Here is a 15226-nt window from a genome sequence, read left to right on the forward strand (position 1 = left end):
TTTGTCCTTTGTCCTTTGTCATTTGTTTGTTGTAACCACCAATGACTAATGACTAATGACTAATGACTATTGATCGGATATGGTCAGCCACAGCATCCGGCTGTTCCAACATAGCCAGATGTCCGCAATTAGGAATTTCCAGGACATTTTCACCACAATATTGAAAAAGTCTGTGAAAGCTAGCTAAATGGCGCACATACTTGGGTTCCATAACCTTGTCTTCCGCGCCAGCCAAAAAATAAACTGGCTGCTTCAGTTGGGATACTAGCTCAGGTAAACGATTGATTTCTTCTTCAGTTGTGGAGTCTAACAGAGTTCCCAGAGCCGCTTCTGGATCAGCCACAACGAAATCTATTACTCGCTGACGTGCCCAATAGCGCTCCAAAGGACGAGCCACACTAGCTCTAGTAAACAGTAAATCAATCAAAGGCACTTGGGACAGCCAGCGCGGACGGATTTGCAAAAATTTCTGACCCGCCGAGCGAAACTGCTCAAAGGCTTCTTTGAGGTAAATACCACCGCCAGCGTTGATACAGATAACTCCCTTAACACACTCAGGCATTTGATCTGCTCCCCAAAGAGCGATCGTCCCGCCTAATGAGTGACCAATTAGCCAAGCACTGGTAATATTAAGCTGTTTCAGGAGAGCTGCTAAATCTTGAGTATACGCAGCAGGAGTATAAAGAGAATCGAAAGATGAGCCAACCGTACTACTGGAGATAGGCGTAAGACTCAGAGACGTTTGTGCTCGACTAAAATCGGTTTTTACCTGGGATTGGGATTCACCAAAACCCCGCAAATCATAGGACAGGCATTGCAAATCATCTGATAGGCGGGAAATCACAGGTTGCCAATATCCACGGCTATTGAGCCAACCGTGGATAAATACTAAAGCATGGGGGCAGGAAGTGGGAGCCGTTAGCTCGTATGCGTGTGGAACGCCCAAGATTTCGATAGTTGCCATACTTATATCGTACCCTTAAGGACGGGTGCGACTAAATACTAAAGTGGAAAGAGTTAGAAGTTAGGAGTGAGGAATTTTTAACTCATAACTCATAACTCCTCACTTTTTTATTTACCCAGCAACCTCTGTCGCACTCCTTCAGCAATTTTGTGACCCAGATATTCAGGAATGAGGCTTTCATTCGGCCCTAACAAGTAGAGAATTAGCCGTGTACGTCCGCGCCAAACCAGTAAATTGGCATTGACTACCAAAAGGTCTTCCTGCCAGATAGCGTACATCACTTTGTAGAATAATCCTGGTTGATTATCAGCTTCAATCACTAGAGCAGGGAGATGAAAGACCGGATCGACATAAAACTCAGTTTGTACCTGCTCTAAGCCAGTGTCAAGATTAAATTCTACTGCCAGCATCTCTTCTACCTCAAACCGACCTCCTAAAGCCTCGCGAATGGCGCGACAGACATTTTCTGCGGTTTTCTCGGTCAAGGCTTTACTACCACGAGATACCAACAGTTTGATAAAAACTAACATTGGCGGACGGATTTGACCGTATAGACTTAAACCGTGGATGGTCAACCCATAAGCTGCTAGTACACCAAAAATATCGCTAAGGAGAAAAGACTGGTTGCGGTAAGCAAAATGCAGGGCACTTTTGCTACCTTCCGGTTTCAGTTCAATAACAGCGCGTCTAGTTTTATAGAGACGGTAGGCTAGCCGCAAATTTTGCAGTTGAATTTCACTACTGACGAATTGCTCATAAAACTGGGGAAACGCTCGGTTAAAGCGCTTTAGGAGTTCCAGTGTCGAAGATTTTAAACCAGAGGCCATTGTTAAGGGTAAAACTCGCTTGCTTTCGTCATCTGGGGGCTGGGTGTTTGGGACTGGGGACTGGAGATTGAGGATTGGAAGGACAAGGGGACAACAGAAGAGTGTTCTCGATAGCCAATGCCCAATCCTGTGTATACAATTCACTCCTAAGCTAACGTGCATTTAAGCTCTATAGGAGCAATTGCAGGATTAGGTTTTTCCATTATGAATTTTGAATTTTGAATTGTTTATATCCTTACCCTTTTGGTGAATTTCTCCTAGCCTTTACAACAAAATGCTAAAGTTGAAAATGATTGGTGTGAAACACGCTCTAACTGGCTGTTACCATTGCAAATCCCGAAAACAACCGAAAAACTTTGAGTGTAAAGGGTAGTAAATGGGGGTAGCGATGTTAAAAGTGAATCAACACTCCTGAGAGTGGAAACCAATTCAGTTATACTACCCGAACCGCGTTGGCATGGGTTTTTGGAAAACTTGGTTTAGTACTCCTGAATCTGTAGGGACAACTAGGACAAATCTCTTTGAAGAGCATACAGCAGAAACTGCGGGCAACTCTAGCCCCAGTAGTATTAGCGAAGCTTCTTCAAAGGAGGCTCGGATCGTGTTCAGCACGGAACGAGATATTGACCTGTATGAGCTAGAAGAACTCTGTGATGCAGTTGGTTGGTCGCGTCGTCCTCTAAGAAAAGTGAAAAAAGCTATTGAGCATAGTTTTCTCGTTGCCTCAATGTGGCAAGTGAGAGGAAACCAAAAGCGGCTCATTGGTTTTGCCCGTGCTACCTCAGATCATGCGTTTAATGCCACTATCTGGGATGTAGTGGTTCACCCAGACTTTCAAAGTCAAGGACTGGGCAAGGCGCTGATGAAATATGTTCTCAAAAAACTTAGGAGTGAAGAAATTAGTAATGTCACTCTGTTTGCCGACCCCCATGTTGTAGATTTCTACCGAACTATGGGGTTTATGGCCGATCCAGAAGGCATCAAAGGTATGTTCTGGTATCCTCACTAACACTCAATCCAAATAAAACCCGATTCGCACAATAAAATCAGGTAGGTATAGTAGTATAAATCTATTATTTTAATTTGGTTTGACAAGGTTTAGCCGACGAACGAACAAGTAATATCTCTTGTAAAACGAAGTCGGCAAACAAACCTTTATCAGTGTAATTATCTAAATTTAGCTCGAATTTGCAGAAGATATAAATATATTACGCATGAGCGGTCTTATGTGATATGATTGGCTTAACGCTTTTGTGAAGTGCGATCGCTTTGATGGGAAACTAAAACCAAACCCAAAAAAGTAGATTAAGTGTAACGGGATGTAGCGCAGCTTGGTAGCGCGCCTGCTTTGGGAGCAGGATGCCGCAGGTTCAAATCCTGTCATCCCGATTTAATTAATATAGTTAACAGTTAAGGTAATTAGCTAGGTTTTCTTTGCTAAATCTGCAATTTAATTGGATATTTTTACGGAGAATACCAATTAGGCTGTTCTGCTATTGAAGCCTAACAAGCAAGTTTCGTCATTAAGTAGTAAGGTTATTTTTGACACTGAGCTTTGTATAGTAGGACTTACGCACAAGTTACGGAATAACGAACCGCAGAGGCACAGAGAAGCCAGTGCGTTGGGCGGGTTCCCCGACTTGTAGCAACTGGCGCGGCACGGAGAAATCAGAGTTTGAGAGATATTTTGCGTAAGTCCTATATAGATTTGATGAAGATATTAAACCAATCGCAAATGGAACGATTGATTAAGTAATAGCGTCAACCAATATTAGAAAAAGCCGATAAAATAGCATTTATCATCTCCAAGGTTGGAGAGATGGAGAGACTTTTTGCTGTTTGAGAAGACATATAATAAGCATCTACAGCATTTCGCAGTAAATAGCGAAGCGAAACCTAGAAAAACACAACGTTAGCACAGCCAATTTGTGAAAACGATACTATAGCAACTCTAAATAGTTAGGGAACATTGGATTTGACCGTTGAGGCTTAACACTCAACCTCAACACGCACAATGAATTTTTCAAAACTAAAATGAATTGCTATATAACTAAAGCTAGTTGGTGCTGTGCAAATCCAACCATTTGTTTAATTTAATTGGACTATTGATGCGAGGAGCAGTCATGAAATCATTTATTCGCTTGGGCGCGACATTGGGTATAGCTGGCAGTGTCTTTTTAACAGGGCTTTCAGGAATAGGCAATATGCCAGGACTGGGCAATCTAGAGGCGATCGCGTTGCCACAAGATCAGGTCGTGAAAAAGCTCCAAGAAGTACCTGTATTCACGCTCACCAATCCTAAAGGCGAATTCGTAGTTCTTTCGAGAAACAACGCATCCAAGCCGATCTCACAAGTAGGATTTTTTATTAGCAAGCAAGATGCTCAAAAATTCCTTGACAGCCGGCTCAAAAAAGAAAACCCCCAGTTGGCAGGCACGCTACAGGTTAGACCTTTGTCCTTGGCAGACTACTATAAAATAGTCCAAGAAAGCAAAAAGAAATCAGACTCTGTGATTTATACTTTAGTCCCGACGCAACAGCAAGTAGCCTCGGCAACAAGTATGCTGAATCAAAATGGTAAAAAGGTAGAGCAATTCAATGGTATTCCCTTATTTGTACCCAAATTTAAGAAAGATAATAGCTATCTGACTATTCCCCTTGCTAAAGGTAATGAGCGATACATCCCTTTCTTTTTTGAGAAAGAACAAGCAGTGGCTCTGTTAGATGAATTCAAAAAAGCCGTGCCAAAGGAAGCAAACAACACTGAAATTCAAGTGGTGGATTTGTACGGTGTTATGGAGGCTCTCAATAGCAGCAGCGATCCTAGTATCAATAAAATTGTTCTGTATCCATCACGGGAGTCGATCAATTTTATTCGCTCCCTTGCGCCAAATCAATCACCAGCTGCCCCCGCTGCGAAAAAATAACGGATATGCGCTCCAAGGTTGAGGTATGGGGGAGAAACATCTAATAGTCTCTGGTTTACAACTTTGGCAGTGGCGAAATGCAGCTCTTAAAGCAGCGATCGCCACTGATGTCCCACCAATGGAAGTAGATTGGCTGCTCCTCGAAGTTGCTGGGTTAGACCGCTTGGCACTACGTTTAGAGTCTTTTAAAAACTGGCCGCAAATCCAGCTGCAATTGCCCTTAGAAAAGTTAGAACAGCTATGGCAGAGACGATTAAATGACCGCTTACCAGTGCAGTATATTGTGGGAGTTACACCTTGGCGTCAGTTTAAAATTGCAGTGTCGAGTGCGGTTTTGATTCCTAGACCAGAGACAGAGTGCTTAATTGATTTAGCTAAAGCATCTGCTAGCAATGCTTCAGGACATTGGGCAGATTTGGGTACTGGGAGTGGAGCGATCGCACTGGGATTAGCAGATGTCTTACCAAAAGCAACAATTCATGCGGTTGATTACAGTTTAGAAGCTCTGGCGATCGCCCAAGCTAACGCCGATAATTTGGGTCTTGCTGACCGGATTCAATTTTATCAAGGTTCCTGGTGGGAGCCACTGACATTCTTAAAAGGTCAGTTCAGTGGTATGGTGTCGAACCCTCCTTACATACCCACCAGTACTTTACCTACTTTGCAACCAGAAGTAGTTAACCACGAACCACATCTAGCTCTGGATGGTGGCACTGATGGCTTAGATTGCATTCGCTATTTGATAGAAATTTCTCCTAGTTATTTGCAACCTGGTGGCGTGTGGCTGATTGAGATGATGGCTGGACAGGCAGATACAGTGCGAGAACTCTTGCAAAATCAAGGTTATTATTGCAATATTCAAATTCACGCTGATTTAGCTGGAATTGAACGCTTTGCCCTTGCTTATAAAAGTTAGGAAATAGGGTATGGGGCATGGGGCATAGGGAATAGGAAAAATGTCCCATGCCAAACCCCATAAAAATGACACAAGTTTCTTTAACAAATCTAATAGCTGGCGCACGTGCTGGTCTTTTGGTGAGCTTTCCTACGGACACTGTTCCTGCACTTGCAGCCATACCAGAAAAAGCAGGATTAATTTTTGCGGCGAAGCAACGCAGTCAAGACAAACCTTTGATTTTAATGGCGGCTAGTGCTGAAGGTTTGTGGCCGTATGTCAAAGGTAGTGAGAATGAGTATAAAGTTTGGCAAGAATTAGCAGATAAATATTGGCCAGGAGGGCTGACATTAGTTTTGCCAGCGAGTCAACGCTTACCAAAAGTTATGAATCCCATCGATCCCACAACAATTGGCATTCGAGTACCAAACAGTGCGATCGCTCAAACTATTTTGGCGCAAACAGGCCCTCTTGCCACCACTAGCGCCAATTTTTCTGGTCAGCCACCTTTGCAAACAATCGCAGAAATTGAGAATCAGTTTCCCAAGGTTCTGATAGCAACGACAGAATACCAGCGTGAAATACCAGGGATAGGTATACCTTCCACCGTTGCTAAATGGACAGGGATAAATTGGCAAATTTTGCGGCAAGGTGCGATTGAGTTAGATTTATTAACTGATAACCAAGTATAGGTAGCTATAATGTTGTTTTCATGGTTTTAACAACAGAAAAATCTGAAACTTTAGTTTGCGCTGTTGTACTTAATTAGCAAGTTAATAATTGCCAGATATGAATTGGAGCAACTGGATATATCTAGGAGTAGGAATAGCACTAGGTATGGTTTTCCGTCAGTTATTTGGGCGATCGCCTAATGTTTCATCTAGCTCATCCCTAGTAGCGCCATTAGCTGAACAGGATATGCCACCAATATCGCAACAGCTACAGCAAACGCAGCTGGCATACCTGATGGCAAGCGAAATGAGCTTGTTTAAAGCTGGTTTTTTAGCACGGACTACCCATGAGTTGCGATCGCCTTTTAATGGTTTGATTGGCTTACATCAGTTAATTTTGTCAGATTTGTGTGAAAATCCAGATGAAGAGCGAGAATTTATTGCCCAAGCTCACGAGCGAACGCTGAAGCTGCTGAAGCTAATGGATGAAATTCTCAACGTTGCAAGAGCTGAACATGGCACCAATAAACTAGATATTCAGCCCAGACCCTTAGCCCAAATTTTGGATGAGGTTCATGACTTAACTTATATGCTGGCGGCAAATCGCAATTTTCCCTTACAATTATTAGCCGCCAACCCAGAAATTTATGTTTTGACAGATTACCTCTGGCTCCGCCAAGTATTAATCAGTTTAATAGACACTGCCATTACTCAGATGGAGGAAGGCAGCATTTGTATTTCCAGTAGCACTCTACCTACAAACAATTTTGTAAACATTTGGCTAGATATCCCAACCCATGCTATGACCTGGAGTGAGCCGATTGATTTGCTCAAAATTGAAGATCGGTTGACCCAGATTGACCAAAAGAAGACTGCTCTTTCCCCAGGAATGAGGCTATTAATCAATCAGACTCTGCTGGAAGTTATGGGAGGAAAGTTAGAAATCTTGCCCTCGACCACTGTGAAGGAACCACTTCAGCAGCTTACCAGACTACAAATCTCTATCCCCTTAGTAGTGCTGAGTGCTGAGTCCTAAGTCCTGAGTCCTGAATAGTAAAGACGAAATCTTGCTTCTTGACTACCCTACTGCTACAACAGTTCTTATACTCAACACTCAGCACTCATTGCTCGGAACTGTTTCGGTGATTCCTGAAGCTGAACTTCTGTAGCAGCAAGGAAAGTACAACGATCGCGGTTATGTAGTACCATCGTAGTACTAGTGTTAGGTTGAAAACCAATCTTTTCGTAGAAACCCTGTTGGTAAGTAGTCATCAGATAAACGCGCTCAACCGACCTCATGCGGGGATGTCTCAAAACGGTTTCTACTAAATTGCTTCCCAAACCACTATGTTGATACTCTGAATGAATCACAACATCCCAAATTGTGGCGCGATAGATGCCATCAGATGTTGCTCTGGCAAAGCCAATGAGTCGATCGCGAAGGCAAACAGAAATCACTGGCTCACTGTTGGCAATAGCTATACCTAAATCTTCAATACTGCGTCCCTTTGCCCAGAAAGCGGAAACGTTTAACAGTTCTTGGAGTTGGTAAAGGTCAATTTCAGACTTGCGATCGCTAAATTTAATCTGAAGATGGTTCATGTATGGCATCCACTTTTGGCAGTATCTTTGAGCAGACATTTGGTGAAATTAAATATGTATTATCCAGAAATCTTGTAGAGACGTAGCAGTGCTACGTCTCTAGATTCTTTTTCAGTAGATGTCTAGTAAAGTTAAGTCATATTTTGCTATAAATTGCTGTACGTGTTGAGAAAGAAAATTTAATGACAAACCCACTTCCATAGAGGATGAGTTGCTCCCTGTTGACGTATCCGATAAACTTGTTTTTCTAAACGTTGTTTTTCTTGTGGTGGCAGTCCAAATAAAATATTCCGACTTTGCCAAACTAAAACAGCAGCAGTCATCCCCAGACAAAAGGCTAAACCGAAGGTAGAAAGTGGATGGTAGAATAATCCAAATTTCACTGCCACCCAGGTAAAATATTGTTGCCATAGAGCAATTTCTGTACGTAGACCCCACAAGGAGACAGGCGCAATGGTCAGCCATAAACAGCCCACAAACAGCCACCGACCATATACTGTTAACTGATGTAGTCTTTGTACTTGTTGAGCAAATGATGGGTCAGATTTCTCAAAATTTGGGACAGTATTTAATCGTTCCGGTTGATCCATAGGGGAATAAGAGTGCAAGGTGTGGGTAAGCAATTCAAAATGCTTTCACCCAATTGGGAAATATACACAAGTTTAACTATCCTGGGAACTAGGAGATGTATCAATCGAATCAGCGTTGTCTAACATTTGGGATTCCCCTTTTCGCTCTCGCCACCAAGTTAGAAGAGTACTGGCGATGAAAATACTCGAATAAGCCCCCATTGTGAAGCCAATAATCAAAGCGAGGGAAAAGTTTTTCAGTGTTTCTCCGCCAAATAAAAAGATTGCCGATAATGTCAGTAATACGGTTAAGGTAGTGTTGATCGATCTTGTCAATGTTTGGTTAACAGCATCATCTACAATTTCAGCAATCGGCTGTTCGGGATGGATTTTAATGGTTTCCCGAATGCGATCGTAAATTACCACTGTATCGTTGACTGAAAAACCTGTGATCGTAAGTAAGGCGACGATAAAAAGGCTATCTACTTCAATGCCCGCCACCAAACCAAAAATTGAGAACACCCCTACTGTGATTAAGATATCGTGGAGTAGGGCAACGATCGCAAACACAGCATAATCTAACTGGAAGCGGAAGCTCATATAGATAGTAATACCGATGAAGGAAACTATCAGAGCTAACACCCCGGATGTAAACAGTTCTTTTCCCAAGGTGGGGCCAACGGAGTCAATCTGATTCTTTTGTGGGTCAAAAACGCCGATTTCTTCGCTCAAAGCGTTTTGTAACTTGGTACGCTGATCGACACCCAAATCTTTTGACCGAATTAGTACACCATTTTCTGCACCATTTTCCGAGACAAGTTGGATACTGCTATCACCTAATCCCTGTGCTTTTGCTACTTCCCGGACAGCGTTGATATCAATTGGTTTGTCGCAATTACCGGGTTTAGTACAATCTCGGACAAACTGCAACCGTGTACCACCGATAAAATCTAAACCTGGGCGTAGGGGGGCGCGAATATTCGGTTGTTGCCAAGAAATCACCATTGAGATGATACCAGCAAGGATGATAGCGGCAGAAATAGTCCACCAAAGCGATCGCGATTTATTGATATTCAGTTTCATGGAGTCACCTCTGCCTTATTCGATGCTGGCAGGTTTGGACAGAAAAGTTCTGTCTTCCGCAAAGAGTGAATTGAAATTGCCAAAAACAGCAATGTCCGACTACAGGTAATTGCAGTAAACATACTCACAGCTACCCCCAAAGCTAAGGTAAGAGCAAAGCCTTTGACTAAACCAGACCCCAGCCAAAACAGGGCAGCGCAAGCAATCCATGTAGTGACGTTGCTATCTAAAATACTAGAAAATGCCCGATAAAAACCAGATTCCACAGAACGATACAGAGATTTACCTGCCCGCAATTCTTCCCGCGTCCTTTCAAAAATTAGCACATTGGCATCAACTGCCATCCCAATACTGAGAATAAAACCAGCAATTCCCGGCAAAGTTAGGGTAACGCCCAACAAAGCAAAGGTTGCCCAAGTTAAGAGAGAGTAGATCACTAGTGATACATCCGCAATCAATCCTGGTAGTCGATAGTAAACCACCATGAATATTAATACTAAAGTCAAACCACCGACTCCAGCATAAATACTACTTTGAATGCTATCTTTACCCAAGGTAGCTCCGACTGTCCGCCTTTCTGCAATTTCTACTGGTACGGGTAATGCGCCACCGCGTAACTGCACGCCTAAGTCATTGGCTTGTTGGGCAGTAAACCGTCCTGTAATCACCGCAGAGCCACCAGTAATGCCAGTAGCGGCAAATTCTATACCCACAGTGGGAGCACTGATCACTTCATTGTCCAGAAAAACACCAATGCTACGCCCAGTACCAGCGAGATTTTTCGTCAAATTGGCAAACAGTTCACCACCCTTTTGGTCGAAGCGAATAGCAACATTCCAGTTGTTACCTTGAGTGGGTTCACCATAGGCATCCTTGAGGTATTTGCCAATGAGCGGTGGATTAGTGCTTTCAAACAATTCTGCGATCGCTTGATTATTTTTCTGTAAATTTTCTTGATTCTTGACAATTGCCGCTTTGTCGGTACTCTTTCTTAATTCTTCTTGCTTGAATTTCAATTCGGCTCTTGATGCTTGAAAAGCAAGCAGTTGAGTTTCTGTATTCGGTTTTTGGGTACGAAATTCTAACTGCGCCGTACCTCCTAGCACCCGTTCAGCTTGTTCTGGATCGTTGACTCCTGGTAATTGCACCAGTATTTTATCTGTGCCGACTGTTTGGATTACTGGCTCAGAAACACCCAGACCATTAATCCGGCCTTCGACAACTTTCTTCACACCTTCCAATTCTCGGTCGGTGATTTTGGGAATATCCGCTGATGGTTTCACCTGAATTGTGAGCTGTGAACCTCCGCGCAAGTCCAGTCCAAGAGGTATCGGAATTGTGGCAATCACCGTACTAGCGGCGATTATCAGGACTAAAATCAAAATTAATAGCGATCGCTGTCTTTGCATACCATAACTCGCAACTGACAAACGCTATAATAGCGTTCTTTTGAGGAGTTATGAGTTAGGAGTTTGGGGATGGGGCATTGGGCATTGGGCATTGTTTTTCTTCTGTTATCCCTCTGCCCTTCTGCCCCGCTATTCTTCAGTCTCTAGACTCGCAATGCTACCATTTTTTCCACAGCTTCTACTATTTGCTCTGGTTGGATGATTGTTAGTCGTTCCAAATTGCCGTTATAGGGTGTGGGGATATCTTGGGAAGAAAGCCGTAGTACTGGCGCGTCCAATTCATCAAATAAGCGATCGTTTATTGAGGCGATGACTTCTGCTCCAATACCCGCAGTTCGCATGGATTCTTCCACAACAATGACTTTATGGGTTTTACGTATTGATGCACCAATGGTATCAAAATCTAATGGTTTGAGAGATATTAAATCGATAACTTCTGGATCGTATCCTTGTTTTTCAAGAGTTTTTACGGCTTGCGCTACATGATGGCGCATCCGTGAATAAGTAATAATGGTTACATCTTTACCCTGGCGCACAATTTCTGCTTTATCCAGAGGTAGTAAGTATTCTTCTTCTGGTAAATCTTCTTTCAAGTTGTAAAGCAGAACGTGTTCAAAGAACAACACTGGATTATCATCGCGGATAGCGGATTTCAGTAGTCCTTTAGCGTTTCTTGGTGTGGAGCAGGCAACAATCTTTAACCCCGGCACAGCTTGGAAGTAGGTTTCTAGTCGCTGGGAATGTTCTGCGCCTAGCTGCCGTCCTACACCTCCAGGGCCGCGAATTACCATCGGAATTTTAAAGTTACCGCCAGAAGTATAGCGTAGCATTCCAGCGTTGTTGGATATTTGGTTGAAGGCAAGCAGTAAAAAGCCCATGTTCATGCCTTCAATGATCGGACGTAACCCAGTCATTGCTGCTCCCACAGCCATCCCAGTAAAGCTATTTTCAGCAATGGGGGTGTCTAGAATGCGGAGTTCGCCATATTTTTGGTACAGGTCTTTGGTAACTTTATAGGAACCGCCGTAGTGTCCAACATCTTCACCGAGAACGAATACGCTGGAGTCACGCGCCATTTCTTCATCAATGGCTTCCCGTAAGGCGTTGAAGAATAGTGTTTCTGCCATTTAGACCTTCTAGTACGATTATGGTTTTAGAATTTTATCGTGCTGCTGTCGCAAATACAGTGAGCGATCGCACTAGTTAGAGTTTAGGTTTTTTAAATAAACTGCCCCTAGCATAGAACGAGTGATTGCCATAACTATATCAAAGCTATTTAACTTAGATTTTAGAGGTTTTATGAGCGATCGCCTCCTCCTCTGGCAAATGCGGCTGATTTTTTTATGTAATAAAACTTAGAATTAATGTATAAAATCAATTTAAAATTTACAGGTTGAAAGATACCAACCTGACTCAAGTCACACCAGAGTAAAAAATTTGTTGTAGCAATAATTTAAATATGCCTACTTATAGAACAATTGAAAACATTGTTTATCTTAAGTTTTTGGGCTACTAAAATTTATTTACCTGTGTTTTTAGTGCGAATCGATGAACAAACAAAAAATCTTGTAATTCTCGCTGGAGAAGAAAATGAAATTATAATTTACCTAGACGGGAAGTGGAGATATGTATGAGTAAGCCAGATTTTATGACAATGCCCCGTGCCCAATTGCGTCAATATATCCTTGACCATAGAGAAGATGATGAAGCTTTTCAAACTTATCTAGATAGATTCACCTCTGAAAACGCTGTAATCTTTCCTGCACCACAGTCAATAGATGATTTAGAAAACTTCCCAGAGTTGCATCAACAGAACCTAGAAAGACTACGAAAGCAAGCTTAAGCTCTCCCAAGCCTCCAAACGCACGAAAAATATTTCTGCACAAGTTTATTATTATAGGGCAGGCGAGATGCCTGTCCTACAAAATTTAAATTACCAAAGATTAATTTCTCACAAACAAACTATCTAGGAAATCGATTTTTACCGTGCGATCGCTATCCCCATAACACCCACTCGAAAGGTTTTTGACGATATACTGTCCAAAGTTGCGTAGGCTAGCAAAAACCGCAAGCATCGCAGTTACTATCAAGATTGATAGATTTACTGTACTAAAGACAAAAATGAAGCAAACAACACAATTCACTGCTATCATTGAGCGCGAAAGGGATGGCTATGTATCCCTCTGTCCCGAACTCGATATCGCCAGCCAAGGTGACACAATTGAAGAAGCACGGAATAACCTAATTGAGGCATTAGAATTATTCTTTGAGACAGCAGATCCTTCTGAAATTCAGCAAAGGCTGCACACAGAAGTTTTTGTTACACGCTTAGAGGTAAATATTGGGTAAACTGCGTGTTCTTTCTGCTAGATAAGTCTGCCGCATTCTGGAAGAGAACGGCTTTGTACAAGTGCGCCAGCGTGGTAGTCACATTATTATGCAGATGCAAACCGAAGACTCAACAATTACTGTTCCTGTCCCTAATTACGAAGAGTTACGCATCGGTACTTTGCGATCTATTATTCGTCAGTCAGGATTACCTCGTGTTTTATTTGAAGTTACTTAAACCGAAAAAGTCTTTTTAGCCTTATATTGAACTTGCGTAGGCTAGGAAAAACCGTAAGCATCGCAATAGCCAAAATACAAAGAATCTCACGCCCAAACACTAAAACACAACTTTGCGTCTTTGCACCCACCGAAGTTCTGAGCGCCGGAAATCGGCGCTTAGACTTCTGTCTGCGTGAGATTTCCCACTAAATTATTATTTAATAAGCCTAGCCTACTTCAACCATCGCGCCGCATCTTTGGCATGATAAGTCAAAATTAAGTCTGCACCAGCCCGTTTAAACCCAGTTAAAGTTTCCAAAACCACGCGCTCCTCATCAATCCAGCCATTGAGAGCCGCAGCTTTCACCATCGCATACTCACCAGAAACATTGTAAGCCGCAACTGGTAAGTTACTCGCTTCCTTAACGCGCCAAATAATGTCCATGTATGCCAAAGCTGGCTTCACCATGAGCATATCAGCACCTTCAGCGATATCCAATTCAATCTCTTTAATCGCTTCGCGGGCGTTACCTGGGTCCATTTGGTAAGTTCTTCTGTCCCCAAATTGCGGTGTCGAGTCTGCTGCATCCCGAAATGGGCCATAATAACCCGAAGCATACTTAGCAGCATAAGACAGAATCGGCGTATCTTGAAATCCTGCTTCATCCAAACCCTGACGAATCGCCTGCACAAACCCATCCATCATTCCCGAAGGCGCGATGATATCAGCACCAGCTTTTGCTTGAGAAACCGCTGTTTTCTTCAATAATTCCAGAGTTGGGTCATTTAAAACTCGTCCTGTTAAATCACCAACTTGCAGATAACCACAATGACCGTGACTTGTGTACTCACACAAACAAGTATCAGCAATTACAATCAAATCTGGCACTGCTGCTTTTACCGCCGTCGCTGCTTTTTGGACGATACCGCAATCATGCCAAGCGCCAGTGGCATCCACATCTTTATCAGCCGGAATCCCAAATAGAATAATAGAAGGAATTCCTAAGTCGTAAACTTCTTTTGCTTCTTCAACAATTTTATCTACCGAAAGTTGGTAGACTCCAGGCATCGATTTCACCTCATTAGCGATTCCCTCACCCGGTACAGCAAATAATGGGTAGATTAAATCGCTTGTTGTTAAAACAGTTTCACGAACCATCCGGCGCAGTTGAGGATGAGTACGCAGACGACGGGGGCGATGTATAGGAAACATAAAATTTTATGAAGAAAAACAACGCAAATGGACACAAAACAAAGCGTCACAAAAGCAGGCTAAAATTTTCCTGCCGTCAGACAGACTACAAACAGTGCTTAACTGTCCTTTGCCCTACTCTTAATCAAGTTGTAGGGCAATTTTGTATTCTACAGCTTGGTTGTACCCATCCGACGGACTGGAAAAAAAAACAACATTATGAAGCAATTCAAAATTCAAAATGATAAGACCATCTGTTGGCAAAATATTGGCAATTACCAATGCCCAATGCCCAATCCTGATAAATTTGTGTTAAACAACTCGGAAAATATAGGGATAACGGAAGGGTATATCAGGATTGCTGAAAACTCCGATCAGCGCCCAAATTGTTAATCCCCAGTGTAATAGATATCCCAGACCAGCTAGTGGCCCCAAGAATAATAGAGGCAGGGTTAGCGCGTCTCAAACCCTATTGACAAATGGATTCTATGAGAGAGTTGAGTTAGGGAGAGCCGCCGCCAAAACAGAAACCATATACTG

Annotated in this window: 18 protein-coding genes, 1 tRNA gene and 1 pseudogene; 10 read left to right on the forward strand and 10 right to left on the reverse strand. The window is 42.7% G+C overall.

Annotated features, from left to right (window positions below; translation table 11 throughout):
* Positions 1-52 precede the first annotated feature (52 nt).
* Positions 53-964 (reverse strand): alpha/beta fold hydrolase, encoded by a 912-nt coding sequence (locus V7K41_RS04660; protein WP_334845938.1) that lies wholly within the window; start codon positions 962-964, stop codon positions 53-55.
* Positions 965-1071: 107 nt separating this feature from the next.
* The gene (locus V7K41_RS04665; protein ID WP_012410214.1) at positions 1072-1791 is read right to left on the reverse strand and encodes a hypothetical protein; all 720 of its coding nucleotides are present in this window, start codon (positions 1789-1791) and stop codon (positions 1072-1074) included.
* A 457-nt stretch (positions 1792-2248) separates the two neighbouring features.
* Here V7K41_RS04665 and V7K41_RS04670 point away from each other — a divergent pair, with 457 nt between their 5' ends.
* The 6 genes from V7K41_RS04670 to V7K41_RS04695 all read left to right on the forward strand — a co-directional run bounded on the left by V7K41_RS04670 (position 2249) and on the right by V7K41_RS04695 (position 7320).
* A complete protein-coding gene (locus tag V7K41_RS04670) occupies positions 2249-2800 on the forward strand; it encodes a GNAT family N-acetyltransferase (RefSeq protein WP_334845940.1) in 552 nt (183 codons plus the stop codon).
* Positions 2801-3106: 306 nt separating this feature from the next.
* Positions 3107-3180: transfer RNA gene (locus V7K41_RS04675), tRNA-Pro, on the forward strand.
* 734 nt (positions 3181-3914) lie between these two features.
* Positions 3915-4718, forward strand: coding sequence for a Tic22 family protein (locus tag V7K41_RS04680; protein ID WP_334845942.1), 804 nt, complete (start codon positions 3915-3917; stop codon positions 4716-4718).
* A gap of 25 nt (positions 4719-4743) precedes the next feature.
* Positions 4744-5634: a peptide chain release factor N(5)-glutamine methyltransferase gene (gene prmC / locus V7K41_RS04685; protein ID WP_334845943.1), complete on the forward strand. Its 891-nt coding sequence runs from the start codon at positions 4744-4746 to the stop codon at positions 5632-5634.
* 65 nt (positions 5635-5699) lie between these two features.
* Positions 5700-6305, forward strand: a complete 606-nt coding sequence (locus tag V7K41_RS04690) for an L-threonylcarbamoyladenylate synthase (RefSeq protein WP_334845945.1) — start codon at positions 5700-5702, stop codon at positions 6303-6305.
* Positions 6306-6402: 97 nt separating this feature from the next.
* A complete protein-coding gene (locus V7K41_RS04695; RefSeq protein ID WP_334845947.1) occupies positions 6403-7320 on the forward strand; it encodes a sensor histidine kinase in 918 nt (305 codons plus the stop codon).
* Between the two features lie 71 nt (positions 7321-7391).
* On the opposite strand, the gene V7K41_RS04700 is transcribed toward V7K41_RS04695, so the two are convergent.
* From V7K41_RS04700 to V7K41_RS04720, 5 genes are all read right to left on the reverse strand, one after another.
* Positions 7392-7886: a GNAT family N-acetyltransferase gene (locus tag V7K41_RS04700; protein WP_334845984.1), complete on the reverse strand. Its 495-nt coding sequence runs from the start codon at positions 7884-7886 to the stop codon at positions 7392-7394.
* A 179-nt stretch (positions 7887-8065) separates the two neighbouring features.
* Positions 8066-8476: a hypothetical protein gene (locus tag V7K41_RS04705; protein WP_334845949.1), complete on the reverse strand. Its 411-nt coding sequence runs from the start codon at positions 8474-8476 to the stop codon at positions 8066-8068.
* Positions 8477-8548: 72 nt separating this feature from the next.
* Complete coding sequence (secF, locus tag V7K41_RS04710; RefSeq protein WP_334845951.1) at positions 8549-9538, reverse strand: protein translocase subunit SecF; 990 nt, start codon at positions 9536-9538, stop codon at positions 8549-8551.
* Positions 9535-10947, reverse strand: a complete 1413-nt coding sequence (gene secD / locus V7K41_RS04715) for a protein translocase subunit SecD (protein ID WP_334845985.1) — start codon at positions 10945-10947, stop codon at positions 9535-9537. Before secD ends, secF begins: the two co-directional genes overlap by 4 nt.
* 143 nt (positions 10948-11090) lie before the next feature.
* Positions 11091-12074 (reverse strand): alpha-ketoacid dehydrogenase subunit beta, encoded by a 984-nt coding sequence (locus V7K41_RS04720; RefSeq protein ID WP_334845952.1) that lies wholly within the window; start codon positions 12072-12074, stop codon positions 11091-11093.
* Between the two features lie 351 nt (positions 12075-12425).
* Between V7K41_RS04720 and V7K41_RS32800 the strand changes: the two genes are divergently transcribed.
* Together V7K41_RS32800 and V7K41_RS04725 are read left to right on the forward strand one after the other, a co-directional pair.
* On the forward strand, positions 12426-12581 hold the full coding sequence (locus V7K41_RS32800) for a DUF6888 family protein (protein ID WP_442943123.1): 156 nt from the start codon (positions 12426-12428) through the stop codon (positions 12579-12581).
* Entirely contained in the window at positions 12578-12790 is a 213-nt protein-coding gene (locus V7K41_RS04725) for a DUF6887 family protein (RefSeq protein WP_334845954.1), read from the forward strand. The genes V7K41_RS32800 and V7K41_RS04725 overlap by 4 nt, the downstream gene beginning before the upstream one ends.
* A gap of 100 nt (positions 12791-12890) precedes the next feature.
* Here V7K41_RS04725 and V7K41_RS04730 read toward each other — a convergent pair whose 3' ends face one another.
* Positions 12891-13022: a hypothetical protein gene (locus V7K41_RS04730; protein WP_334845955.1), complete on the reverse strand. Its 132-nt coding sequence runs from the start codon at positions 13020-13022 to the stop codon at positions 12891-12893.
* A gap of 46 nt (positions 13023-13068) precedes the next feature.
* Here V7K41_RS04730 and V7K41_RS04735 point away from each other — a divergent pair, with 46 nt between their 5' ends.
* Positions 13069-13296 (forward strand): type II toxin-antitoxin system HicB family antitoxin, encoded by a 228-nt coding sequence (locus tag V7K41_RS04735; RefSeq protein WP_334816955.1) that lies wholly within the window; start codon positions 13069-13071, stop codon positions 13294-13296.
* A 37-nt stretch (positions 13297-13333) separates the two neighbouring features.
* Positions 13334-13513 (forward strand): type II toxin-antitoxin system HicA family toxin, encoded by a 180-nt coding sequence (locus V7K41_RS04740; protein WP_334845986.1) that lies wholly within the window; start codon positions 13334-13336, stop codon positions 13511-13513.
* A gap of 213 nt (positions 13514-13726) precedes the next feature.
* On the opposite strand, the gene hemB is transcribed toward V7K41_RS04740, so the two are convergent.
* Together hemB and V7K41_RS04750 are read right to left on the reverse strand one after the other, a co-directional pair.
* Positions 13727-14707, reverse strand: a complete 981-nt coding sequence (hemB, locus tag V7K41_RS04745) for a porphobilinogen synthase (RefSeq protein ID WP_292740208.1) — start codon at positions 14705-14707, stop codon at positions 13727-13729.
* A 291-nt stretch (positions 14708-14998) separates the two neighbouring features.
* Positions 14999-15142 (reverse strand): annotated as a pseudogene (locus V7K41_RS04750) (DUF4870 domain-containing protein); the annotation flags it as partial.
* Positions 15143-15226 lie beyond the last annotated feature (84 nt).

This window comes from Nostoc sp. (assembly GCF_036917415.1).
Classification (GTDB): Bacteria; Cyanobacteriota; Cyanobacteriia; order Cyanobacteriales; family Nostocaceae; genus Nostoc.

What these genes read in the sequence shown, in the direction of transcription:
- V7K41_RS04725 (WP_334845954.1), top strand. Translation starts at nt 12,578, where the DNA reads ATGAGTAAGCCAGATTTTATGACAATGCCCCGTGCCCAATTGCGTCAA.
- secF (WP_334845951.1), bottom strand. Translation starts at nt 9,538, where the DNA reads ATGAAACTGAATATCAATAAATCGCGATCGCTTTGGTGGACTATTTCT.
- V7K41_RS04695 (WP_334845947.1), top strand. Translation starts at nt 6,403, where the DNA reads ATGAATTGGAGCAACTGGATATATCTAGGAGTAGGAATAGCACTAGGT.
- V7K41_RS04690 (WP_334845945.1), top strand. Translation starts at nt 5,700, where the DNA reads ATGACACAAGTTTCTTTAACAAATCTAATAGCTGGCGCACGTGCTGGT.
- V7K41_RS04680 (WP_334845942.1), top strand. Translation starts at nt 3,915, where the DNA reads ATGAAATCATTTATTCGCTTGGGCGCGACATTGGGTATAGCTGGCAGT.
- V7K41_RS04665 (WP_012410214.1), bottom strand. Translation starts at nt 1,791, where the DNA reads ATGGCCTCTGGTTTAAAATCTTCGACACTGGAACTCCTAAAGCGCTTT.
- hemB (WP_292740208.1), bottom strand. Translation starts at nt 14,707, where the DNA reads ATGTTTCCTATACATCGCCCCCGTCGTCTGCGTACTCATCCTCAACTG.
- V7K41_RS04700 (WP_334845984.1), bottom strand. Translation starts at nt 7,886, where the DNA reads ATGAACCATCTTCAGATTAAATTTAGCGATCGCAAGTCTGAAATTGAC.
- secD (WP_334845985.1), bottom strand. Translation starts at nt 10,947, where the DNA reads ATGCAAAGACAGCGATCGCTATTAATTTTGATTTTAGTCCTGATAATC.
- V7K41_RS04735 (WP_334816955.1), top strand. Translation starts at nt 13,069, where the DNA reads ATGAAGCAAACAACACAATTCACTGCTATCATTGAGCGCGAAAGGGAT.
- V7K41_RS04705 (WP_334845949.1), bottom strand. Translation starts at nt 8,476, where the DNA reads ATGGATCAACCGGAACGATTAAATACTGTCCCAAATTTTGAGAAATCT.
- V7K41_RS04670 (WP_334845940.1), top strand. Translation starts at nt 2,249, where the DNA reads ATGGGTTTTTGGAAAACTTGGTTTAGTACTCCTGAATCTGTAGGGACA.
- prmC (WP_334845943.1), top strand. Translation starts at nt 4,744, where the DNA reads ATGGGGGAGAAACATCTAATAGTCTCTGGTTTACAACTTTGGCAGTGG.
- V7K41_RS04660 (WP_334845938.1), bottom strand. Translation starts at nt 964, where the DNA reads ATGGCAACTATCGAAATCTTGGGCGTTCCACACGCATACGAGCTAACG.
- V7K41_RS04720 (WP_334845952.1), bottom strand. Translation starts at nt 12,074, where the DNA reads ATGGCAGAAACACTATTCTTCAACGCCTTACGGGAAGCCATTGATGAA.
- V7K41_RS04730 (WP_334845955.1), bottom strand. Translation starts at nt 13,022, where the DNA reads ATGCTTGCGGTTTTTGCTAGCCTACGCAACTTTGGACAGTATATCGTC.